This window comes from Geobacillus zalihae NBRC 101842 (assembly GCF_001544135.1).
Lineage (GTDB): Bacteria > Bacillota > Bacilli > Bacillales > Anoxybacillaceae > Geobacillus > Geobacillus zalihae.
Window position 1 is genome coordinate 12303 of record NZ_BCPV01000008.1, and the last position, 20836, is coordinate 33138.

General features: G+C 50.4%; 18 protein-coding genes, 1 tRNA gene and 1 pseudogene. 6 read left to right on the forward strand and 14 right to left on the reverse strand.

The window, feature by feature from the left end; translation table 11 throughout:
* Nucleotides 1-174 precede the first annotated feature (174 nt).
* Both cysI and GZ1_RS04365 read right to left on the reverse strand, forming a co-directional pair.
* A complete protein-coding gene (gene cysI / locus GZ1_RS04360) occupies nt 175-1896 on the reverse strand; it encodes an assimilatory sulfite reductase (NADPH) hemoprotein subunit (protein ID WP_060787968.1) in 1722 nt (573 codons plus the stop codon).
* 26 nt (nt 1897-1922) lie between these two features.
* Nucleotides 1923-3746, reverse strand: coding sequence for an assimilatory sulfite reductase (NADPH) flavoprotein subunit (locus GZ1_RS04365; protein WP_060787969.1), 1824 nt, complete (start codon nt 3744-3746; stop codon nt 1923-1925).
* 242 nt (nt 3747-3988) lie between these two features.
* Between GZ1_RS04365 and GZ1_RS04370 the strand changes: the two genes are divergently transcribed.
* Nucleotides 3989-4876 (forward strand): LysR family transcriptional regulator, encoded by an 888-nt coding sequence (locus GZ1_RS04370; protein WP_049625584.1) that lies wholly within the window; start codon nt 3989-3991, stop codon nt 4874-4876.
* Nucleotides 4877-4907: 31 nt separating this feature from the next.
* On the opposite strand, the gene GZ1_RS04375 is transcribed toward GZ1_RS04370, so the two are convergent.
* The 4 genes from GZ1_RS04375 to GZ1_RS04390 form a co-directional block, all read right to left on the reverse strand.
* On the reverse strand, nt 4908-5837 hold the full coding sequence (locus GZ1_RS04375) for a cation diffusion facilitator family transporter (protein WP_060787970.1): 930 nt from the start codon (nt 5835-5837) through the stop codon (nt 4908-4910).
* 16 nt (nt 5838-5853) lie between these two features.
* Nucleotides 5854-6162 (reverse strand): ArsR/SmtB family transcription factor, encoded by a 309-nt coding sequence (locus GZ1_RS04380; RefSeq protein WP_025951296.1) that lies wholly within the window; start codon nt 6160-6162, stop codon nt 5854-5856.
* 164 nt (nt 6163-6326) lie between these two features.
* Nucleotides 6327-6644, reverse strand: a complete 318-nt coding sequence (locus GZ1_RS04385) for a YbjQ family protein (protein ID WP_033025186.1) — start codon at nt 6642-6644, stop codon at nt 6327-6329.
* Nucleotides 6645-6709: 65 nt separating this feature from the next.
* Entirely contained in the window at nt 6710-7180 is a 471-nt protein-coding gene (locus GZ1_RS04390; protein WP_060787971.1) for a DUF2935 domain-containing protein, read from the reverse strand.
* A gap of 159 nt (nt 7181-7339) precedes the next feature.
* Here GZ1_RS04390 and GZ1_RS04395 point away from each other — a divergent pair, with 159 nt between their 5' ends.
* Nucleotides 7340-9001, forward strand: coding sequence for a LolA-like protein (locus GZ1_RS04395; protein ID WP_060787972.1), 1662 nt, complete (start codon nt 7340-7342; stop codon nt 8999-9001).
* A gap of 230 nt (nt 9002-9231) precedes the next feature.
* Here the strand turns inward: GZ1_RS04395 and GZ1_RS04400 are convergent, their stop codons facing one another.
* Nucleotides 9232-9489, reverse strand: a complete 258-nt coding sequence (locus GZ1_RS04400) for a membrane protein (protein WP_033005632.1) — start codon at nt 9487-9489, stop codon at nt 9232-9234.
* A 357-nt stretch (nt 9490-9846) separates the two neighbouring features.
* Between GZ1_RS04400 and GZ1_RS04405 the strand changes: the two genes are divergently transcribed.
* The 3 genes from GZ1_RS04405 (at nt 9847) to GZ1_RS04415 (ending at nt 12845) form a co-directional block, all read left to right on the forward strand.
* Complete coding sequence (locus GZ1_RS04405) at nt 9847-10686, forward strand: MBL fold metallo-hydrolase (RefSeq protein WP_023633976.1); 840 nt, start codon at nt 9847-9849, stop codon at nt 10684-10686.
* A gap of 136 nt (nt 10687-10822) precedes the next feature.
* On the forward strand, nt 10823-11617 hold the full coding sequence (gene speD / locus GZ1_RS04410; protein ID WP_015374578.1) for an adenosylmethionine decarboxylase: 795 nt from the start codon (nt 10823-10825) through the stop codon (nt 11615-11617).
* A 106-nt stretch (nt 11618-11723) separates the two neighbouring features.
* Entirely contained in the window at nt 11724-12845 is a 1122-nt protein-coding gene (locus GZ1_RS04415) for an NAD(P)/FAD-dependent oxidoreductase (RefSeq protein ID WP_060787973.1), read from the forward strand.
* Nucleotides 12846-12949: 104 nt separating this feature from the next.
* Here GZ1_RS04415 and GZ1_RS04420 read toward each other — a convergent pair whose 3' ends face one another.
* The 6 genes from GZ1_RS04420 to GZ1_RS04450 all read right to left on the reverse strand — a co-directional run bounded on the left by GZ1_RS04420 (nt 12950) and on the right by GZ1_RS04450 (nt 18303).
* Nucleotides 12950-13504, reverse strand: a complete 555-nt coding sequence (locus GZ1_RS04420) for a YpiB family protein (protein ID WP_033010977.1) — start codon at nt 13502-13504, stop codon at nt 12950-12952.
* A 284-nt stretch (nt 13505-13788) separates the two neighbouring features.
* Nucleotides 13789-15303 (reverse strand): malate:quinone oxidoreductase, encoded by a 1515-nt coding sequence (locus GZ1_RS04425; RefSeq protein WP_206501597.1) that lies wholly within the window; start codon nt 15301-15303, stop codon nt 13789-13791.
* Between the two features lie 392 nt (nt 15304-15695).
* On the reverse strand, nt 15696-16184 hold the full coding sequence (locus GZ1_RS04430) for a hypothetical protein (protein ID WP_020755097.1): 489 nt from the start codon (nt 16182-16184) through the stop codon (nt 15696-15698).
* Between the two features lie 1009 nt (nt 16185-17193).
* Nucleotides 17194-17574, reverse strand: a complete 381-nt coding sequence (locus tag GZ1_RS04440) for a hypothetical protein (RefSeq protein ID WP_060787975.1) — start codon at nt 17572-17574, stop codon at nt 17194-17196.
* Nucleotides 17552-18010, reverse strand: a complete 459-nt coding sequence (locus GZ1_RS04445) for a CDI toxin immunity protein (protein WP_157074357.1) — start codon at nt 18008-18010, stop codon at nt 17552-17554. The genes GZ1_RS04440 and GZ1_RS04445 overlap by 23 nt, the downstream gene beginning before the upstream one ends.
* Nucleotides 18011-18230: 220 nt before the next feature.
* Nucleotides 18231-18303, reverse strand: a tRNA-Arg gene (locus GZ1_RS04450).
* A 1006-nt stretch (nt 18304-19309) separates the two neighbouring features.
* Here GZ1_RS04450 and GZ1_RS19545 point away from each other — a divergent pair.
* A pseudogene (locus GZ1_RS19545) lies at nt 19310-19520 on the forward strand (IS1634 family transposase); the annotation flags it as partial.
* A gap of 45 nt (nt 19521-19565) precedes the next feature.
* Here GZ1_RS19545 and GZ1_RS04455 read toward each other — a convergent pair.
* On the reverse strand, nt 19566-20624 hold the full coding sequence (locus GZ1_RS04455) for a 2,3-butanediol dehydrogenase (RefSeq protein ID WP_060787977.1): 1059 nt from the start codon (nt 20622-20624) through the stop codon (nt 19566-19568).
* Nucleotides 20625-20836 lie beyond the last annotated feature (212 nt).

Here is a 20836-nt window from a genome sequence, read left to right on the forward strand (position 1 = left end):
CCAGCTTTTCAGGTGATAAAGATAGGACATGGAGATCGGAAATCCTTTATTACAACCTCATATAGATTGAATGCGGCTACAATGAACAAAACACCGAAGCCATTGCATGAAAGCAACAAAAAACCAACCTCCCCTAAACAAGGAGAGGCTGGTTTCCATTTCACCCTGACCACTTTAATCATGGAAATTCGTCCCATCCGTCACTTCTTTGACGATGCCGGCGCGGATGACGAAGTCGCCGAAATGTTCACCGTCAAGACGCTCTTTCGCATAGCGGGATAGGAGAACGCGCAGTTCGCGCAAAATTTCTTCTTCGCCGATGTTTTCGCGGTACAGTTTGCCAAGGCGCGTGCCGTTGAACGCAGCACCGAGGTACATGTTGTATTTTCCGACCGCTTTGCCGACGAAGGCGATTTCTGCGAGCACGTGGCGGGCGCAGCCGTTCGGACAGCCCGTCATGCGGATCGTGATTTCTTCGTCACGCAAACCGTTTTCATCGATAATTTCCTCGATTTTATCGAGCAGTTTCGGCAAGTAGCGCTCCGCTTCCGCCATCGCCAAGCCGCACGTCGGCAAGGCGACACAGGCGAGCGCGTTGCGGCGCAAGGCGGTGTACCGGCGGCCGTCGGTCAAGCCGTATTCGGCGATGAGTGCCTCGATTTCCGGCTTTTTCTCGCTCGTGACGTTAGCGATGACCAAGTTTTGGTTTGGCGTCAGCCGGAAATCGCCCGTATGGACTTTCGCGATTTCGCGCAGGCCGGTCATCAGCTTGTAATCGTCGTAGTCTTTGACGCGTCCGCCTTCGACAAAGAGTGTGAAGTGCCATGTCCCATTGACGCCTTCGACCCAGCCATAGCGGTCGCCGCTATGCTCGAAATGGTACGGGCGCGCTTCGCCGAGCTTCCAGCCAAGGCGGCGCTCAATTTCTTCTTTCACCGTTTCAAGGCCAAGGCGGTCGATCGTGTATTTAAAGCGAGCGTGTTTGCGCGATGAGCGGTTGCCGTAGTCGCGCTGAACGGTCATAATTTTCTCCGCCACCTCGACCACTTGATCCGGCCGGCAGAAGCCGATCACCTTGGCAAGCTGCGGATACGTCGTTTTGTCCCCATGGGTCATCCCCATGCCGCCGCCGATGGCGACATTAAACCCGGCAAGCTTGCCGTCTTCGACAATGGCGATGAACCCGATGTCTTGCGAGAACACATCGACGTCGTTCGACGGCGGGACGGCGATGCCGATTTTAAACTTCCGCGGCAAATACGTCGGTCCGTAAATCGGCTCTTCTTCGCCGTCAACCGCCGGCGTGCCCGCCACTTTCTCGTCGTCCAGCCAAATTTCGTAGTACGCCCGCGTCCGCGGCAACAAATGGTCGCTGATCAGCTTTGCCCACTCATATACTTCCGCATGCACTTCCGATTGGTACGGGTTCGGGTTGCACATGACGTTTCGGTTGACGTCGCCGCAGGCCGCAAGCGTCGTCATCAGCGCGTTGTTAATGGCTTGCATCGTTTTTTTCATGTTCCATTTTAAGACGCCGTGCAATTGGAACGCTTGGCGCGTCGTCAGCTTCAACGTGCCGTTCGCATACTTGCGGGCGAGCTCATCCATGACAAGCCACTGCTCCGGCGTCGCCACCCCGCCCGGCGTGCGCACGCGGATCATAAATTGATAGGCCGGTTCAAGCTTTTGTTTTTGCCGTTCGGTGCGCACGTCGCGGTCGTCTTGCAAGTAGCTGCCGTGAAACTTCATCAGCCGGTTGTCATCATCTGGAATTCCTGCGCTGAGCGGGTCTTCCATCGTTTCGGCAAGCGTGCCGCGCAAGTAACGGCTTTCCTGCTTGATGCGCTCCACATCGCTTGGCGGTCCGTCCGGCGCTTTTAACACGACTTTCGCCATTTCCGATTCCACTCCTTCTTTAGAGATTAATAGACGTCGCGTTGGTACCGTTTTTGCTTTTGCATTTCCGTCAAATACGCTTCCGCCTGTTCGCGGCTCATGCCGCCCTCTTTTTCGATAATCTCGATCAACGTCTGATGAACGTCGCGCGCCATGTGTTGTTTGTCGCCGCATACGTAGACGACAGCGCCATCCTCGAGCCAGCCGAACAGCTCTTTGCTTCGCTCGAGCATCCGGTGTTGAACGTATATTTTTCGCTCCGTATCGCGCGAGAAGGCGACATCCATTTTGGTCAGCACACCGCTTTTCAGCCAGGCGAGCCATTCCGTTTGATACAGGAAGTCGGTCATAAAATGTTGGTCGCCGAAAAAGAGCCACGATTTTCCGTTGGCTCCTGTCGCCTCACGCTCTTGCATAAAAGCGCGGAACGGCGCGACCCCAGTGCCTGGACCGATCATAATGATTGGCGTCGATGGGTCTTTTGGCAGCTTAAAATTCGGGTTCGGCTGCACAAAGACCGGCAACGTATCGCCGATTTGGACGCGTTCGGCGCAGAACGTCGAGCACACCCCTTTGCGCAGGCGGCCGTGCGACTCATAACGGACCGCGCCGATCGTCAAGTGCACTTCATCTGGATAGGCCGCTAAGCTGCTCACGATCGAGTACAGGCGCGGCGGCATTTTGCGCAAAATCGAGATGACTTGTTGCGGCGCCGCATCCCATGGGCCGAAGTCGCGGAACGCATCCAATAAGTCGCGGCCTTTGGCGTATTCTTTCAGCTTCGCCTCATTGCCTGGGGCAACGAGCGCTTGAAGCTCGCTGTTTTTCGACAGCGGCGCAAGCTTTTGCAACAGCGCTTTGGTCAACACGGTGATTTCAAAATGGGACGTGAGCGCTTCTTTGAGCGACCGCACTTCCCCGTCTTTGTCGATCGTCACCGTTTCTTCCGGGTTCCATTTCATTTCTTGAATGATGAGATCGACAAGCTCCGGATCGTTTTTCGGGAAGATGCCAAGCGCATCGCCCGGCTCATACTTCAACCCCGATCCTTCAAGAGACAATTCGAGATGGCGCGTTTCTTTGTTCGATCCGCGGCCGTTTAAGTTGATGTTTTCCAGCACCTCAGCCGGAAACGGGTTTTTCCGCGAATAGACGACCGACGGTTCGGCTTTCGGCACGGCCGCAACGGCCGACAACACTGGCGCGGCCTCGGCATTGGCCCCTTTGCTCAGCTCGGCAAGCACGCCGTCAAGCCATTTCGCCGCCGCTTCCTCGTAGTCGACGTCACAGTCGACGCGCGGATAAAACCGCTCTCCCCCGAGCTCCTCGAGCCGCTTGTCAAAATCTTTCCCCGTCTGGCAAAAATGTTCATACGACGTATCGCCAAGCGCCAAGACGGAAAAGCGTAAATGATTCAGCTTCGGCGCCCGTTTGCTGTGGAGAAACTCGTAAAACGACACCGCGTTGTCTGGCGGATCGCCTTCCCCATGCGTGCTCACGACGATGAGCAGCGTCTCGACTTTCTTCAATTCATTCGGCTTAAAGTCAAGCATGGACGACACTTTCGCCTCGAATCCGCGCTCCTTAAGCGCCTTGCCTGCTTTTTCGGCCAGTTTTTGCGCATTGCCGGTCTGCGAACCGTACAGAACGGTCACTTCTTTCGAAACCGGTTTCCCGCCCCCGACAAGCAGTGCGGGCGCTTCGGCATCCAAAACGGCAACCGCCGCCTCGGCAGCAGCCAAATACCCGCTCAGCCAAAGCTTTTGCGACGGCGTCAACGTCGGCAACAAACGATTCAAGAGCTCAATCTGCTCCTGGGTAAACGGACTGTTGGTTACTTGCAGCTGCAACGGTGTCCACCTCACAATATAAAAATAAGATGGAATCGATTGGCGTTGCTTAACCCGCCATCATGGGCGGACGCCAAATTCCATTAATCCCTATAAACAAAGTATACTTTATCCAAAATATCATATTTACACTTTACCGCAAAACAAAACATTAGTAAAATAAATATAAATTATTAAAACTATTAACATCACTAATAATGATCCGCAACAAAACAGTCAGGCTGCATGCGAGGGGTTGGCCAATGTATTACGACGAGTTGAAGACGTTCATTACGTTAGCAGAAGTGAAAAATTTCACAAAGACGGCGGAAATTCTCCATTTATCCCAGCCAAGTGTCAGCTTGCACATTAAAAATTTAGAGAAGGAGTTCCAGACGAAACTGTTCATCCGCTCCCCGAAGCGGCTGCGCATGACGCCGACAGGTGAACTTTTGTACGATCGCGCCAAACAAATGATGGCGCTCTATGAACAAACGAAGCAAGACATTTTGGAGCACCATCACTCAGTGAAAGGCAAATTGACCATCGGCGCCAGCTTTACGATTGGAGAGTATATTTTGCCCCCGCTTTTGCCCGATTTCCAAAAGCGCTATCCAGAATTGGAGCTTGAGGTGATGATCGGCAACACGAAAGAAATTGTCGAACTCGTCAAATCGTATCAAGTCGACATCGGCTTGATCGAAGGGCAAACGAACGAAAAAGAATTGTCCGTCCACCCGTTTATGCAAGACGAGCTCGTCATCGTCGCCTCCAAGCGGCACGAGCTAGCGCAAAAAGGCGAAGTCACGATCGGCGAGCTGCAAAACGAGGCGTGGGTGGCGCGCGAAGTCGGGTCGGGAACAAGGGAATATTTCAACCATTTCATCCGCTCGAACGGGCTGAAAATCCAATCGCTCATGATCATCAGCAGCAACCAAGGCATTAAAGAAACGCTGATCAACGGCAACGCCCTGTCCTTGCTGTCGCGCAGCGTCGTCGCCCGCGACATCGAGCACGGCCATCTGTCCATCGTTCACTTGAACCATCCACCGTTTTACCGAATGTTTTCCTATATTTGTGCACCGATTATGGAAAACAAGCAAAATGTACGTATCTTCCTTGAAACGTTGCAACACAATTGGAGATCCTAAAAAACACGGGGAGAAGCTTGGCAGCCCTCCCCTATACTTCCATCTCCCCATGGCGAATATGCGGCATTTCGATTTGAATCGTCGCATGGCGAATGTGAAAGCGCGTCTCGATCAAATCAATCGCCCGCTGCAAAACCGCCTGCCCATCGCAACCTTCCTCAATGAGCAAATGGCAGCTTAACGAATCAAGCCCCGAGGTGATCGTCCAAATATGCAAATCGTGCACATCGATCACGCCATCAATGCCGGAGAGCGCCGCTTTTACTTCCCCATGGTCAATCGCCGCCGGCGTTCCTTCCATTAAAATATGCACCGTCTGTTTCACCACGGCCAACGCCCCTTTTAAAATCAGCACCGACACCGCAATGGAAATGAGCGGATCAGCCGCGTACCAATCGAACAGCCAGATGACAAGCCCCGCCGCGATCGCCCCGACCGAGCCTAACGCATCGCCAAGCACATGAAGATAGGCGCTGCGGACATTGACGTTCTCTTTGACATCCCCTTTGCGCATTAACACCCAAGCGCTTGCCAAATTAGCCAGCAACCCTATGACAGCAATGGCCATCATCGGCCCGCTCGCGACAGCAGCGGGATTCACCAATCGCCCAACGGCTTCCCAAATAATCCAAGCGGCAATCACCACCAACGTGACCCCGTTTACTAGCGCCGCTAAAATCTCGAACCGGTAAAATCCATACGTTCTCTTCGGCGACGCGGGCTTCGCCGCCAGCCAAACCGCCGCCAGGCTTAACAGAAGCGAAATGGCATCGCTCAGCATATGCCCCGAATCCGAAAGAAGAGCAAGGCTGTTCGTCACAAGCCCGCCGACAAACTCCAGAACCATAATCCCAACGGTAATGACAAGAGCGGCCGCCAACCCTTTTTGGCTCCCCTCTCTGCCCAAGCCATGATGATGCCCGTGATGGTGGCCGCAATGGCCGTGTTCATGATGATGCATCGTTCTTCTCTCCCTTTTATGGATGTTGAGCGTGATCAATCGCCTGCCTCAGCAGCGAAATGACATGATCGTCATCGCACGAATACACCAGTGATTTCCCTTCACGGCGATATTTGACAAGCCGCAGCGCCCGAAGCAGCGCCAGTTGATGGGAAACGGCCGACTGCGACATGCCGAGCACTTCCGCAATATGGCCGACATGGCATTCTTCCTGCGACAACAAATACAACATCTTCATCCGCGTCGGATCCGCCAACGCTTTAAAGATTTTCGACACTTCCTCCACGACGCTTTCATCTAAAAACAAATGATCTTCTGCCTTCATCATCGTTCCCTCTCATTTTAACATATGAGCATTTGTTCATATATGTGAATCATAACCCTCTTTTTTCCTCTGTCAATCCTCTTTCAAGCTGCCCAGCTCCATGAACATCCGTCATGCACGAGCAAAGAAAAAAGCAAAGGGCGGAGCACCCTCTGCTTTTGTTCTTACGATCTCACCCGCACCGCCGTCCCTGTCGCAATGCACATCATCATGCCATCGCGCAGCGTTTCAAAATCAAGATCCACCCCGATGACGGCGTTAGCGCCAAGATGCTTCGCCTTATTGACCATCTCCTTGATCGCCATCTCCCGCCCTTCGGCCAGCTTGCTTTCATACGTTCCGCTCCGCCCGCCGATGATGTCAGTGATGCTGGCGAGAAAATCGCGGACGACATTGGCGCCCAAAATGACTTCTCCCGCTACGATGCCCAAATACTCTTCAATTTGTTTTCCTTCAATGGTATTGGTGGTCGTGACAATCACAGCTATGTCCCCCTCGTGGCTCATAATAGATTGGAAGTACCCCATTCCATTATACTACATTGCCTCTATGACGTCGCCGATGAATCTGTCCGCAGTGCAGCCAATGCCGAATGAGTACCGTACAGCAACAACTGCGCGATGCCGACAAAATACTCCGATTCGCGAATGATGTGATCGAGCACCACCTTGGCGGTCGGGTTTTGGCTGACAGCTTTGCTGCGGGTTTTGATTTGCCGGCATAATTCGATGAACTGAAGGCTCTGCTCTAGGCAGTACGACACAAAATGGAGCACTTGTTGATGCAGTTGTTCAGGAACATAATGGCCGGCCCGAACCACCGATTCAATATAACGGACCGCGTGCTGATGCGCAGCCGAAAGCGCCTCCTCCCATTTTTTCAACGCTTCCACATACGGCTCTTCCAATCCAGACGCAAGCTCGCGAATGACGATCGTATGTTCCGCTTCTTGATGCTTCCAAAATTCAATTTCATCCAAAATACGCAGCGGCATATGTGGACCGTAGTAAAATTGCACGCTCTTCCCTCCCTGTTTCCCCTCTTCTTTCAGTGTATGGGCAAAACAACGCGGATATGCACCATGATCGAAATGATCACAGCCTTCGTCCTTGTTTCACCTTGAAGATCGGCATAGCGACATGCATAGAAAACCGTTATCCAAAGGAGGAGTCCATCGATGCATGACAACGAACGCCGATTATCCGATTATATCGATCAATTGAACGCCGAGAAAAAACCAAAAGACCATGAACATTTAGGGGCAGATCCCGAATTGCAAAAGCTGTTTCATACAGTCAGGCTCGTCCGCAGCCTCAGGGAGCCTGCCATGCCGGAACGGGATTTTCCAGCCAAACTGGTCCGTGCGGTCACCGATCAACTAGTGCAAACAAAACAGAAAAAGAAAAAACGGGCCTGGATGGCCAGCATCGTCGGCATCGCTGCTGTGTTGGCTCTATCGTTGCTGATGCATATCGTTTCACTTTTTGATCAGCCCAACATTGTCAAGGCGATGGAAAAAGCCTTTCAAGACGTCACCGCCTACCATGGATTTTTGGAAATTGTCGAAACGAACGCCCAAGGCAAGACGACCACGCAAGCCAAATTGGAAATTTGGGCCGACAAACACGGACGCTATTATATACGGGAACTGGAAGGTACAAACAAAGGGCTGATTACCGTCAATAACGGGCGAACGAAATGGCAGATCCGGCCTTCCGAAAAACAAGTTCATCGATTTCCCGCCTTTCCTGATCCGTATCGTTTTGCCTTTGAACTCGGAACCGAAATCAAAGGGATCAAACAGGCCATATCAACGAACATCATCGGGGAAGAGAAGACAGGCAACCGTCCATCTTGGATTGTCGAAGTCACCCCACAAGGAGGGGAGCCTTATCGGATATGGATTGATAAAGAAACACATCTTCCGTTGCAAAAACAATATGCGATGCATCATGGGATCCAATATAAACTTACGTACACAAAAATTGAATGGAATGACGTGATCCCTGAAAAACTGCTCGCTTACCATGTGCCAAAAGGGTTTCAAGAAGTCAGCCAAAACCCGGAACAAATCGTCACCAGCATCGATGAAGCAAAGGAGTCCGTCGGATTTCTGCCTGATACGGTCAGCCAAATCCCACCTGGATATGTCCAAGACCGCATCGCGATCATACCGGACAAAAAACTGGTCAAACTCTATTACCGGGCACTGGACAAAGAGATTGTCATCACCCAAGGAAAAGCCATCGGCAAATGGAAACTTGCCCCAACCGCGATGGTCGGGAAAATCCATCACCAAACTGCTGAAATTCAGTCGCCGGTTGTGGAAGAATCAGGCGTGCTCGGAGCAGGAGGACCATATGCCGGCCTGACGGACCTCCATTCGATTCGCTGGCGGCAAAACGGGTTTGAATACGCCGTTATCGGCCATGCCTCTTTGGGGGACTTGATCGCATTCACCAAAGAGCTGACAAACGGAGCCTTTGAAATGCCGACACATAAAGATCCATTCCCATTCAAGCCGAAGGTGGAAGTTCCTGTTGACTTGGAACGGGAGAAAAATGATCAAAAAAACGTCGATGCTGGAAGTTCGCCTTGGAAATTGGATCCTTTGTTTGTGGCTCAAGTATTTGTCAGCCTGCAAATGTCCCCTGGAGGCATTACTGGAGATTACCCGATTCACTATGAAGACTTGCGCATTATCCAAAACAACGGGAAGGAGGCCATCGTAGAAGTGGACGCCCACAACACTCCAATCAAGCGAGTATATTTGAAACGGCTGATCCGGCAAGACGCGACGGGAATATGGACGGTGGTGGGATATGATCCTGCTCCATAATGTTCACAGAGATGAATACTGATCTCCACTATCTGCGTCATGAAAAAGGAGAACGGCCATCCCCTTGTTCTCCTTTTTCTTCGTTATTCCCATAGAGTAGTGAAATCCTCGTCATTGGCACGGTCATTGTAGCTGATGCCGGATGGACGGCTATTAACGTCTAAAATCGGAAAAGCCGCCCCAACACGTTTCGTTCCCCTTCGGGACCGGCTTTTTCCTTTTCCTTTTTGTCAGCCGCGAACCATTTGGTACACGTGCATTACCAAAGCGACGACCGTTGCCACTCCAACAAACGACACCAAATACAAAATCGGCGACCCCGTGTGGCCAAACACCACTTCATTTTGCAGCATGGCCGCTTTCTCCCAAGCATTCTCCACATCGGGCTTGTAAAGCTTCGTTTTCCAATACCCTATGCCGATGGTTGATGCCAAATACACGACATGAACGATGATCGAAATGACGAAAGCGTGAATAACGGTTTTCATGAACATCCCCTTCTCACCTTTCGGAAATATGGACGGTCCTCCATTGGAGGCGTCGGCGCAAATGTCCATCCATTGCATCCGCATTCCGATACGATCTTCTATCATTTTATCATACAAGTTGCGCAAAACCATCCCCTGCATATTTCCGAATCGTTCCTTTTGATCAAACGTTCAATCCCCCAAAAGAGGGGATATTCACAGACGCTTGATTGAAGTAAGCTTAACTGTAGCATCGCTTTTCTCCATCCCATCAAGCACATGATGGGTGTGAAACGCCAATAACAAATGAATGAACATTCATTCTGTTGTGGTATAATGGTAACAACATCCTCACACCAATAAGGAGGCCCGTTCGCCATGCTGATCGAGAAAGTGATCAAAAAACGGTTTGAAACGGAAGTGGTTCAAAACGTGCATATCGCCAAAGGAACGGCGACGTTTCAAGGCGTCCGCCTCACCGTCCGCTGCTTTGTCATCGATGGGGTGCTGATTGACACCGGCGCCAAATCAATGGAGCACGAATTCACCTCGTTTTTTCAACACCAAGACATCGATCAAGTCGTCATCACCCACTATCACGAAGACCATACCGGCTGCGCGGCATTTTTGCAGCGAAAGATGGGCCTGCCCATCTACATGCACGAACTGATGATCCATTATTGCCAGCAAAAGGCGGACTATCCGCTATACCGAAAAGTGTTTTGGGGCAAGCGCGATCCATTCACCGCCAAGCCGATCGGCACGACGTTTTCCTCGCGAAGCGCAACGTGGGACGTCATCCCGACGCCAGGTCATTCCATCGATCATGTGGCGTTTTTGAACCGCGAAACGGGGCAATTGTTCAGCGGCGACTTGTACTGTCAGGAGAAAACGAAAGTCATCTTGCGCGAGGAAAACATCCCGGCGATCATCGCCTCCTTGCAACGCACGTTGACATACGATTTCGGCGACGTCTTCTGCGCCCATGCCGGCTATCTCCCAAACGGGCGCGAGGCCTTGCAGCGAAAACTCGATTACTTGCTTGAACTTCAAGGCAACATCATCGATTTATACGAAAAAGGCATGCCGCCGAAACAAATTCAAGAAACGCTTTTCCCGAAAAAATATCCGATCGTCTTTTTTTCGGCGAAGGAGTGGGACTCCCTTCACATTGTCCGGTCGGTCATTCAAGAATATCAAGCGAAACGGGCAAGCTGAAGCGGACGCTTCCCGGAAATGGCCATAGACCATTAGGGCAAGTCCATATTCCGTTTTCTTCCATTTCAAATGAAAAATTACTATCTTCGCCAGCAACGGGACAAATTAAGAAAAAACGAAAGGATGGGTCCCGTCGATGAACGAAACACCGCGCGTCAAGCTGCACGGGTTCAACAACTTGACGAAATCGCTCAGCTTCAATATGTACGATATTTGCTATACGAAAACGGCGAAGGAGCGGGAGGCGTATATCGAATACATTGACGACGTGTACAATGCCGAACGGCTGACGAATCTTTTAAAACGTGTCGCCGACATGATCGGCGCCCATGTGTTAAACATCGCCAAACAAGATTACGTTCCGCAGGGCGCGAGCGTGACGATGCTCGTTTCCGAGGGGCCGGTCGTCGAGGTGCCCGAAGATGACGGCCCTTTGCCGGAGGCGGTGGTGCTTTCCCTTGACAAAAGCCATATCACCGTCCATACATACCCAGAATACCACCCGAATGACGGAATCAGCACGTTCCGCGCCGATATTGATGTCGTCACATGCGGGGAAATTTCGCCGCTCAAAGCGCTCGACTATTTGATTCATTCATTTGACGCCGACATTATGATCATCGACTACCGCGTGCGCGGATTTACGCGCGACATTCACGGATACAAGCTGTTTATCGACCATGACATTACGTCGATTCAAGATTATATCCCGGAGCACATTCGCGAAAAGTACGATATGATCGACGTAAACATTTACCAAGAGAATATTTTTCACACAAAATGCAAGTTGAAACAGTTTGACTTGGACAACTACTTGTTTGGCTATGCAAAAGAGGATTTGAGCGAACAAGAAGCGAATGAAACAACCGCCAAGCTGAGAAGGGAAATGGATGAGATCTTTTACGGAAAAAATATGCCGAACACCGTTTGACGCGGGCGCCTTTTTGACGCCTGCCGGCTTTCGGGCCGGCCCACACCGGTTCCCGATTGGCGCCGTCTATGGTATGCTAGTAGAAAAAAGGAAAAGGTGTTCATGAATGAAGTACATCATCGTCGGAACCGGCATTTTAGGGGCCTCGACCGCTTACCATTTGGCCAAGGAAGGCGCAAACGTGATCATCATCGACCGCGGCGACAAAGGGCAGGCGACCGGTGCGGCGGCGGGGATTGTCTGCCCTTGGCTGTCGCAGCGCCGCAACCAAAAATGGTACCGATTGGCCAAAAACGGAGCGAAGTTTTACCCCTCCCTCATCGAAGAACTGCAAGCGCTCGGGGAAACGGACACCGGTTATGCGCGCGTCGGGGCGCTTTGCCTGCATACAGACGAACAGAAACTGGAACAAATGGAGGAGCGCGCTCGCAAACGGCGCGAAGACGCGCCGGAAATGGGAGAGATCGTGCGGCTTCATCCCCATGAGGCGAAGGAGCTGTTTCCGCCGCTTGGCGGTGAGCATCATGCCCTATATGTGAGCGGCGCCGCCCGAGTGAACGGCCGGGCGGTGCGGGACGCCCTCACAAACGCGGCCCAAAAGCTTGGCGCCGCCTACATCCGCGGAAACGCCCAGATCCTGTTTGAAGGCTCCCGCGTCATCGGCGTGGAAGTCAATGGAGCGAAATACACGGCCGAAGCGGTCATCGTCACAGCCGGCGCATGGGCTGGCGAACTGCTTGAGCCGCTGGGCGTTCGGTTTGCCGTCAGCCCGCAAAAAGGACAAATCGTTCATCTCGAATGGTTGGCAGGCGAGACTGGCCGATGGCCGGTCGTCATGCCGCCGAACAATCAGTATATGCTCGCCTTCCCTAGAGGGCGAATCATCATCGGAACGACCCATGAAGATGAAGCGGGGATGGATGTCCGCGCCACCGCCGGCGGCATCCACGAAATACTGGACAAAGCGCTCGCCGTCGCGCCAGGGCTGTCGGCGTGCACCTACGTGGAAACACGGGTCGGGTTTCGCCCGCGCACGCCTGGATTTCTCCCTGTCTTCGGGTCGCTTCCCGGTTTTACCGGCCTTTACGCAGCCAACGGCCTTGGCTCTTCCGGGCTCACCGTCGGGCCATATTTAGGCGCAGAGCTTGCCAAGCTTGTGCTCGGCCGCCCGACCGAACTTGATTCGTTCGACTACAACGTCGCCGAGGCCATCATCCCGCTTTCCTGACGCTGCCGCACGGTGCAACACTAGCACTCCCACCCGATGCCCAACTGCCGCGTTCAGCGGCCAGCGCCGGCTGCGGGCTTGCCCCATGCAGGCCCGCAGCCCGTTTAGCTGTTTTGTCCTTCGTATTTTTTCAACTGTTCCGTCAGCTGTTGAAACAACGCCATATCTTTTCGGTCAAGCGCCTGGTCAATTTGCATTTTCAACACCGACAGTTCATGACGTTTCAGCGCCTCATCCAACACTTGCTCGGCCGCCTTCGCCATTTTCTCATGCCGCTCGTGCCGTCTGACATTTTCAAACGCTTGGTGATCAATAAGCCGAAGGTACGAAAAATTCCTTGCCTTTCCTGGAAAATGGAGCGTCAAATAGAGCGGCTCGTTCGGATGCAGCGCCAAATCACCCATAATCGAGGCAAGGCTCGTGCTTTTTTGACCGCGCCGATAAAAGACGAGCCCTTCCTCTTCCGCCATCGCAGTCGAAATGATCAGCCACCGCGCCTGCTTTTGCTCGGTTTCCGTAAAATGGACGTTCTCAAGCAAATGGGGGTGTTGAAGCAAGTATTGCAGCACAAATCGGGCATCGGGATGCTTCAAACGATGCTGCTGCAAAAACGTTGTTAAGAACTGCCGCTTTTCTGAATAGGACACCCATCTCGTCATAGCCTCACCCCCTTCAACTGCTTCTCCATGGAAGATAACAGCGGCCGCAGCGCAAGATCGTCTCAACAAGCCTCGATGATCCATTGCTATTCCATTCACGTCTTTGTTTTCCAGTATACTTGATTGCGCCCCGCCGTGCATCTGAAAACCACAGGGCAAGGCCCCTTTCATTCCGACACCAAGCGGCAAACGAAATAGAAAAACAGCCGCCCTTCATTTCCAGGCGGCTGCTCCTTCTAAGCAACGGGCTCTCGGCTTTCCTTTCCATTGCTAAGACCTATGGCCTACGCCAACTGCATCGCAAAGTGGCCGTTCAATCCGAGCGCTTCGGCTGTGGATGCTTGCACTTGCCGCAACAGCGCTTCGTTTTTCATCAACGACTCGCCGTAAGACGGAATCATCTCTTTCACTTTCGCCCGCCATTCGTTCATCCGTTCTGGGAAGCACTTCTCCATCACTTCAAGCATGACATGAACCGCCGTCGATGCCCCTGGCGACGCGCCGAGCAACGCCGCGATCGAACCATCAGCCGCATGGACGACTTCCGTGCCAAACTGCAGCGTTCCTTTGCCGCCAGCTTCCGTGTCTTTGATCACTTGCACGCGCTGACCCGCCACGACGATGTCCCACTCGTCGCTTTTTGCCGTCGGGACGAATTCCCGCAGCTCTTGCATGCGCTGTTCTTTCGACAACAGCACTTGCTGGATTAAATAGTTGGTCAAGGACATATTTTTCACGCCCGCCGCCAAGATCGTCAAGACGTTATGCGGCTTGATCGAGGTGAACAAGTCGAGCATCGAGCCGTTTTTCAAAAACTTCGGCGAAAACCCGGCAAATGGCCCAAACAGCAGCATCTTTTGATTGTCGATAAACCGCGTGTCCAAATGCGGCACCGACATCGGCGGCGCGCCGACTTTCGCTTTGCCGTACACTTTCGCATGGTGCTGCTCGACGACCTCGGGATTGTTGCACACCATAAACAACCCGCTCACCGGGAAGCCGCCGATTCCCTTCCCTTCCGGAATGCCGGACTTTTGCAACAGATGGAGGCTGCCTCCCCCGGCCCCGATGAAGACGAACTTGGCCGCATGAAGCTCCACCGCGCCCGTGTCCAAATTCCGCACTTTCAGCTCCCATAAGCCGTCGCTTGTCCGTTTGATATCCTCGACATGATGGCGGTAGCGGATCTCCACGTTCTTCCGTTTCAAATGTTCAAACAGTTGGCGCGTCAACGCCCCGAAGTTCACGTCCGTCCCCGATTCGATGCGGGTCGCCGCGATCGGCTCGTCCACCACCCGCCCTTCCATCATGAGCGGCACCCATTCGGCCAGCTTCTTCGGATCATCTGTGAATTCCATCCCTTTGAACAGCGGATTGGCCGCCATCGTTTCGTGGCGCTTCTTCAAAAACGCCACATTGTCTTCCCCTTGCACAAAGCTCATATGCGGCAGCGGACGGACGAAATCTTTCGGGTCACGAAGAATACCACTGTTGACCAAATAAGCCCAAAACTGCAAAGAGACGTAAAACTGCTCATTGATTTTAATCGCTTTGCCGATGTCAATCGACCCATCGGCCTTCTCAACCGTATAGTTCAACTCACACAGCGCCGCATGCCCCGTCCCGGCGTTGTTCCACTCGTTGGAGCTTTCCGCTCCTGCCTCTTCCAGTCTTTCAAAGACGACAATGTCCCACTCGGGCGCCAATTCCTTCAAGAGCGTCCCCAACGTCGCGCTCATAATGCCAGCGCCGATTAAGATGACATCCGTTTTTCCTTGTTTGTTGCCCATGTTTACCATCCCTATCCATGAATAGTTGTAAAAGAGCATCGAGCGATCGCTCGAAACAATGCCGCCGATACCCCTTTCGTTTTGAGGGCGATTCCAACATTTATTATAACACAATTGGTTAATAGTATGTCACTATTATTGATTTGAACAAAAATATATTAATATAATTCAATGCACCGTTGCATATTCATGACATCAACACAGCCATCCCAACATCGCCCTTCATAATAATTTTACAAAATCGTTGAATATTTCGCCACCATCTCGAGAAAAAACGCAGAGATTTTTCAAGAAGGCTGATGAAAAACACATTTTATAGCAGCAAAAAAGACGGCTCCATGCCGCCAAAGCGTCATATAAGCCATCTACACCCGAAACATTTCAAGGTGACATCCATCGTATTAGGCAATCGTTTTTTCAATTTCTCTAACAAATGGCTCGTGCGAAGTATTCTCTAAAAAATCTTCGAATATTTCATCAAGTTGCAAGTTGAGATCTTCATTGACCTCATTCCCGTCCTCGTCATAAATCTCAAAGTGGCTGTACTTCCATTGATCAAATGTTTCCCTAAGCAAGTCACAGTATGTCACCCAATGCTTTCCATAGTTAGACATATACGTCGGCACCCATTGATCAATGTAAACGTTGTTTAACAACTCATCTAACGGAGAACAATAAAATCGCGAGCCCTTACTTCTCCCCAACGATCGGACAAGCTCGGCAAACTCTTCCTTCTTCATTTTCCTCACTTCACCGGAATAGTCATAGCTGATCTTGCCGTTGGGGTTGATGAATGGTTCAGCGTTGTATATCCATTGGTGCGGTATATGCGTTTGAATCACTTCCATGAGCATTCGGGCAATGAGTTGCGGGATATCACGGAAATCCAATTTCCTCTCCCTCCCTCTAGAAATGTTGATCTATCAAGACTTTTCGGCCCCTCAGGGGTGTCCAAAAAATATTTTCCGACAAAATCCCTTACATCATTTTTCAGTTTTGTTGATATCTTACAGACCCAAGGTGCGCTCCTTTCTAGCTAAGATACTTCGATGAGCACTCTCGTTTCCCATTGTTCAATCACTTTTTCTCGGCTCGGCTGATGTTTCCAAACTGCTTTTTCGGTCAAGTCAAACATATGGGGATGCAAATCGTTCACTTCCAGTATACTCCATTCAGCAACCGGATTGTCATACTGAATGTCATTCCGTTAGTGTTGCTTGCACAGCTCCACAGGGAAAAGCGAAACTGCAACACTTCGCCAAAGGGAAACACCATTGAAAACACGGAAAGTTCATTGCTGAGGGCCTCACAGCTGAAGAGAGCAATTGGTGCAATGTTGCGGTGGCATTTCTCAAACAGGCGGCTGAAATCGAAAAAAAGCGCCCTTAGGAAATAACAATTGTACACAATCGCCTTCTCATTCCCGTCGAATGCTGTGGAGAAATTCCGCATCGATTACTTTCCTGTCATCGACAAGATCTAACAGTTCATCGTGCGGGCGAATCTCATCATTGCTGTCGGAATAATAAAGGGTGATATGCACTCCTTCTGATTGGGGCGATTTGTAACGCGGGCAAAAAATCACTGTCCCACGAATAAGGCAATTCGCGAATACAAAGCATTCCCTCCCGTCCATGGCAATGAATACAAAAGGAGCGGCGATGCCGCCCCCTCTCTTGACCTGCCATCCATCCGAACGGCAACGGTTATTCTAAATATCATTATAATTGGAAAAACGGTGCATGTAAATCCCTCAGTTGAGATGAACAGGCCATTCGCATCGAGCCAGTTGGCCCCGAGAAGCTTATGTCCCGTGCGTCAATCCATGCAAAAAGGCGGAGCGATTCGCCTTTTCTTTACCCAAAATAAAGCGATCATTCCCCCCCTGACAACAATGACCTACACTTCTTCCAGCTGAACCTGCTTGCAAATAATTTGCAGCAACGGCTCTGTATAATCAAAGGTATAGATACGAAAATGCTGAAATCCGCTTGAATCTGCTGCTGCATGTTCAAAGCGAATCATGGTAAACAAGCTGTCAAAATGGAGATCCTCCCTCGACATTCCTATGACTTCCTTCCACATTTTGTACTCTACAGCCAAGCAATCCGTAAAATGCAACACGAATGTTCTATTTTCCTCTCTATTCTCCTGTACATCCCAATAATAGTCGATTGTGATAGACAAATCTAACGGATTGTTCCACTTGATATCCGTTATAATGCTATCTGTGAAGTCAAAATGGTCTTTGATTTCTTTATAGTTGTTGGCAATGATCATTTGACTCCCCCTGCTTTCCAGCATGAAAATGCCTCTTCTTTTCAGGAACACCGATCGTCACAACACCATTATGAAAACATTCGATTGCATACTCTCTATGTTGGCAAAGAATAAAAGTGTCTGACCCCACTGCCACCACATCATCAATAGCATGCAGAACTCTCTCTAATGTCGTCTGGATGCCAGGGTTATCAGAATAATTCCATAGCACAATCACATCGTAATGATCAATTCCCCTTTGCCGCAGCCAATCAACTACTTCCGATGCATGCTTTATGTGTTTCTTTTCCGATACCTTTTCCCAATCGATTCTCCCCCAAGGCAAGATCGGGAATAATGTGCACAAATAATCAAAATATGTTTCGGTTTCCCTGCTCGTTAACATCCTCAAGTTCTCATGGCCTATTGCATAAACACACTCTTCAAATAATGTCATGTTTGTCCCCCGCTTCTCGTTCGACACCACTGTATGTACTGTATATATTTTCATGTCTTTTCCACATGCATTGAACTCAACGTGAGCGCCACTCTACATTCCTTGCCTCAATAAGAATGATATTCACCCCATCGGATTCCCAAAAAATGAAAAACGACTGCAAACGCAGTCGTATCAAGGGGTTTACGAATGTTCATCCGAACTAGTCGGATCATTGGAACGGCCCCGAGAGGATTCGAACCTCCGACGCACGGTTTAGGAAACCGACGCTCTATCCACTGAGCTACGGGGCCATATGGCTCTCCTTTTTCATTCTATCCATCTGCGCCTAAAAATTCAATAGCTGATAGACAAACAAAATAGAGAACTCCACCCCCGATCTCTCCAAAGTTCGCTCTTCGTTCCCGGCAATTCAACCGCCGACGGCTTCTTTGCACGACGATCCATCCCCACCGATCGCTCCAATCCGCATCGATCAGCCGAATCCCTCTTCGTTCCGAGGCAATGGAATAGAACGTATAGGTGACGATTCGCAACATTCATCCCCTCTCAAAAACACCATCTTTACAGCCACACACCGCCATTGCCCCCGCATTTCTACGAGGCGCCCCGTCTGCACGGCAACGCGAAACGATGGGATTCGCCGCAGCCTTGAACCGCTGCTTCCCTGATCGCAGGCAAGACGACCTTCTCGCGCCACCGCCCTTGCAAACACCGCAACTTGATCAGCGTCCTTAGGGAGCACCATCCGCACGACGAACGGTTGGCCGTTTGTCATCATCAACATCCTTGGCCGAATCGTCCCCCACGTGGAAAGAACGGTTCCTCACGGAGGAAACCAACATAAGGAATACCATTCGTGAACATAAGGTCGAAATCCTGCATGAATGAAAAAATGGAGAGCTGGGGAAAGCTCTCCGTTTTTCGCTTGTGTGTTCCATCCAAGTCAATACGACGAAATCCCTGCCTTGGCATAAAGGCTCAACAAACATCAACTCGCTTAATCGGGAAAACCTCGAGCAACTAGGAAATCGGCCCCAAACGGCTTTTATTCAGGCACATACATTTTCTGCAGCGGAAGCAGCGCTCTCGCATCGCTGGGCATGTTCTCGTACCAATGGACAAGCAAGTTTACTAATTCTTCTAAATCAATCAGTTTCACGGAGTTGTGCCTAGCAACCCATTTTACCATAACAGCGCGGGCGGCCACAAAAAGGGACAGACCCGAGATGGAGACGCTGTTATCAGTTGCGCCTAGCATCGATCTTGACCAACAGGCATGAGAAAATAGGAAGTCCAACGATGGCTGCCTGAGAAATCTTGAAGTTGTATAAAGCACAAGTCTCGGTAGAAATGAGCTCATTTCTCAAAGTGCCTTTCTTCACCGACGAGATTGATGTCAAAAAACTAGAACGGGTTGATGGGTGTTGGGCGGTCTACTTCCCTTGTCCTTGGTGATCTACCGTTTTTTCAGCGCCGGATGCGGCTGTTCATCGCCCTAGAACGCCCGTAGAAGTGCGCGAACGGCCACAAGTTGCCCCTTTATTGCAGCTCATTATAAGAATGGATTAACCAAAATTTTAATTTGATTTTTATTCTTTGTTAGTGCTTCAAAGCCTTCTGATACGATTTCATCTAAACTGATAATTTTGGTGACTAAGTCCAACGCTTTTATTTGACCGTTCGCAATTAGCTGAATGACGTTAGGAAAAATGTTACGGTACGCAATTATACTTGTCATTTGTCTTTCTGTCAAAATGAGATTGTTCAATGGAATATTTGCTGTATTTTCCCAAATGCTGATATTTACTACATTTCCCTCTCTTTTCGTGGATTGAATTGCTGTGTTTAACGTTGAATTTACTCCAGCAACTTCAAATGACACATCTACTCCTAACCCATCTGTATGGCGCTTGATTTCGTTCACAACATCATTTTCTAGCGGATTGACGACAATATCTGCTCCTATTTTTTTGGCAAACTCTTGACGTTCAGGCGAAACTTCTGTTGCGATAATTTTACTTGCACCCGCCGCTCTTGCTGCCTGAATCACAAGCAAACCGATGGGGCCTGTTCCAAATACAGCAACTGTATCCCCAATTTTCAACGTGCTTTGACGAACAGCATGGACAGCAACTGCAGTAGGTTCAACCAGTGCCGCTTGTTCCCAAGACATTTGCTCGGGAATTTTATGCACCATATTGACAGGAACAACACTGTATTCCCCATATCCTCCATACCCTCCAGATAGCCCTATAAACCCCAATTTTCCACAAACATTGTAATGTCCTTTTTTACAAGAGACACATTCACCACAACTGTAAATTGGTTCTACACACACGCGGTCGCCCACTTTTACATTTGTCACATCTTCACCGATTTCTACTACCTCCCCTGCATATTCATGCCCCATCACAATCGGTGCTTTATCTTTTGAAAGCGGATGTGGTTCACTTACAGGTATAAAAATCGGCCCGACCAAGTATTCGTGCAAATCAGACCCGCAAATCCCGCAGTACGCCACTTTAATTTTCACTTGCCCCTTCGCCACTTTCGGCTCTGGAATTTCCTCGACTCGAATATCTTTGGCATTATACCATCTTGCCGCTTTCATCTATATTAAAACACTCCTCGTATAATTTATTTTGAGTCTTCACCATTTTCTGTGATTTCCAATCAATCCTAGAAACATGTTATCTGGATGAAATGGGTTCATCAGTCAACATCCTTCTTCCGTATACAGACCTTGAAGTTGGTAGAATGGAAACAGTCAAGTGCTTTCTTGACGGTGTTGATTTCACCGCTAACATTATTGCCAGGATCTCG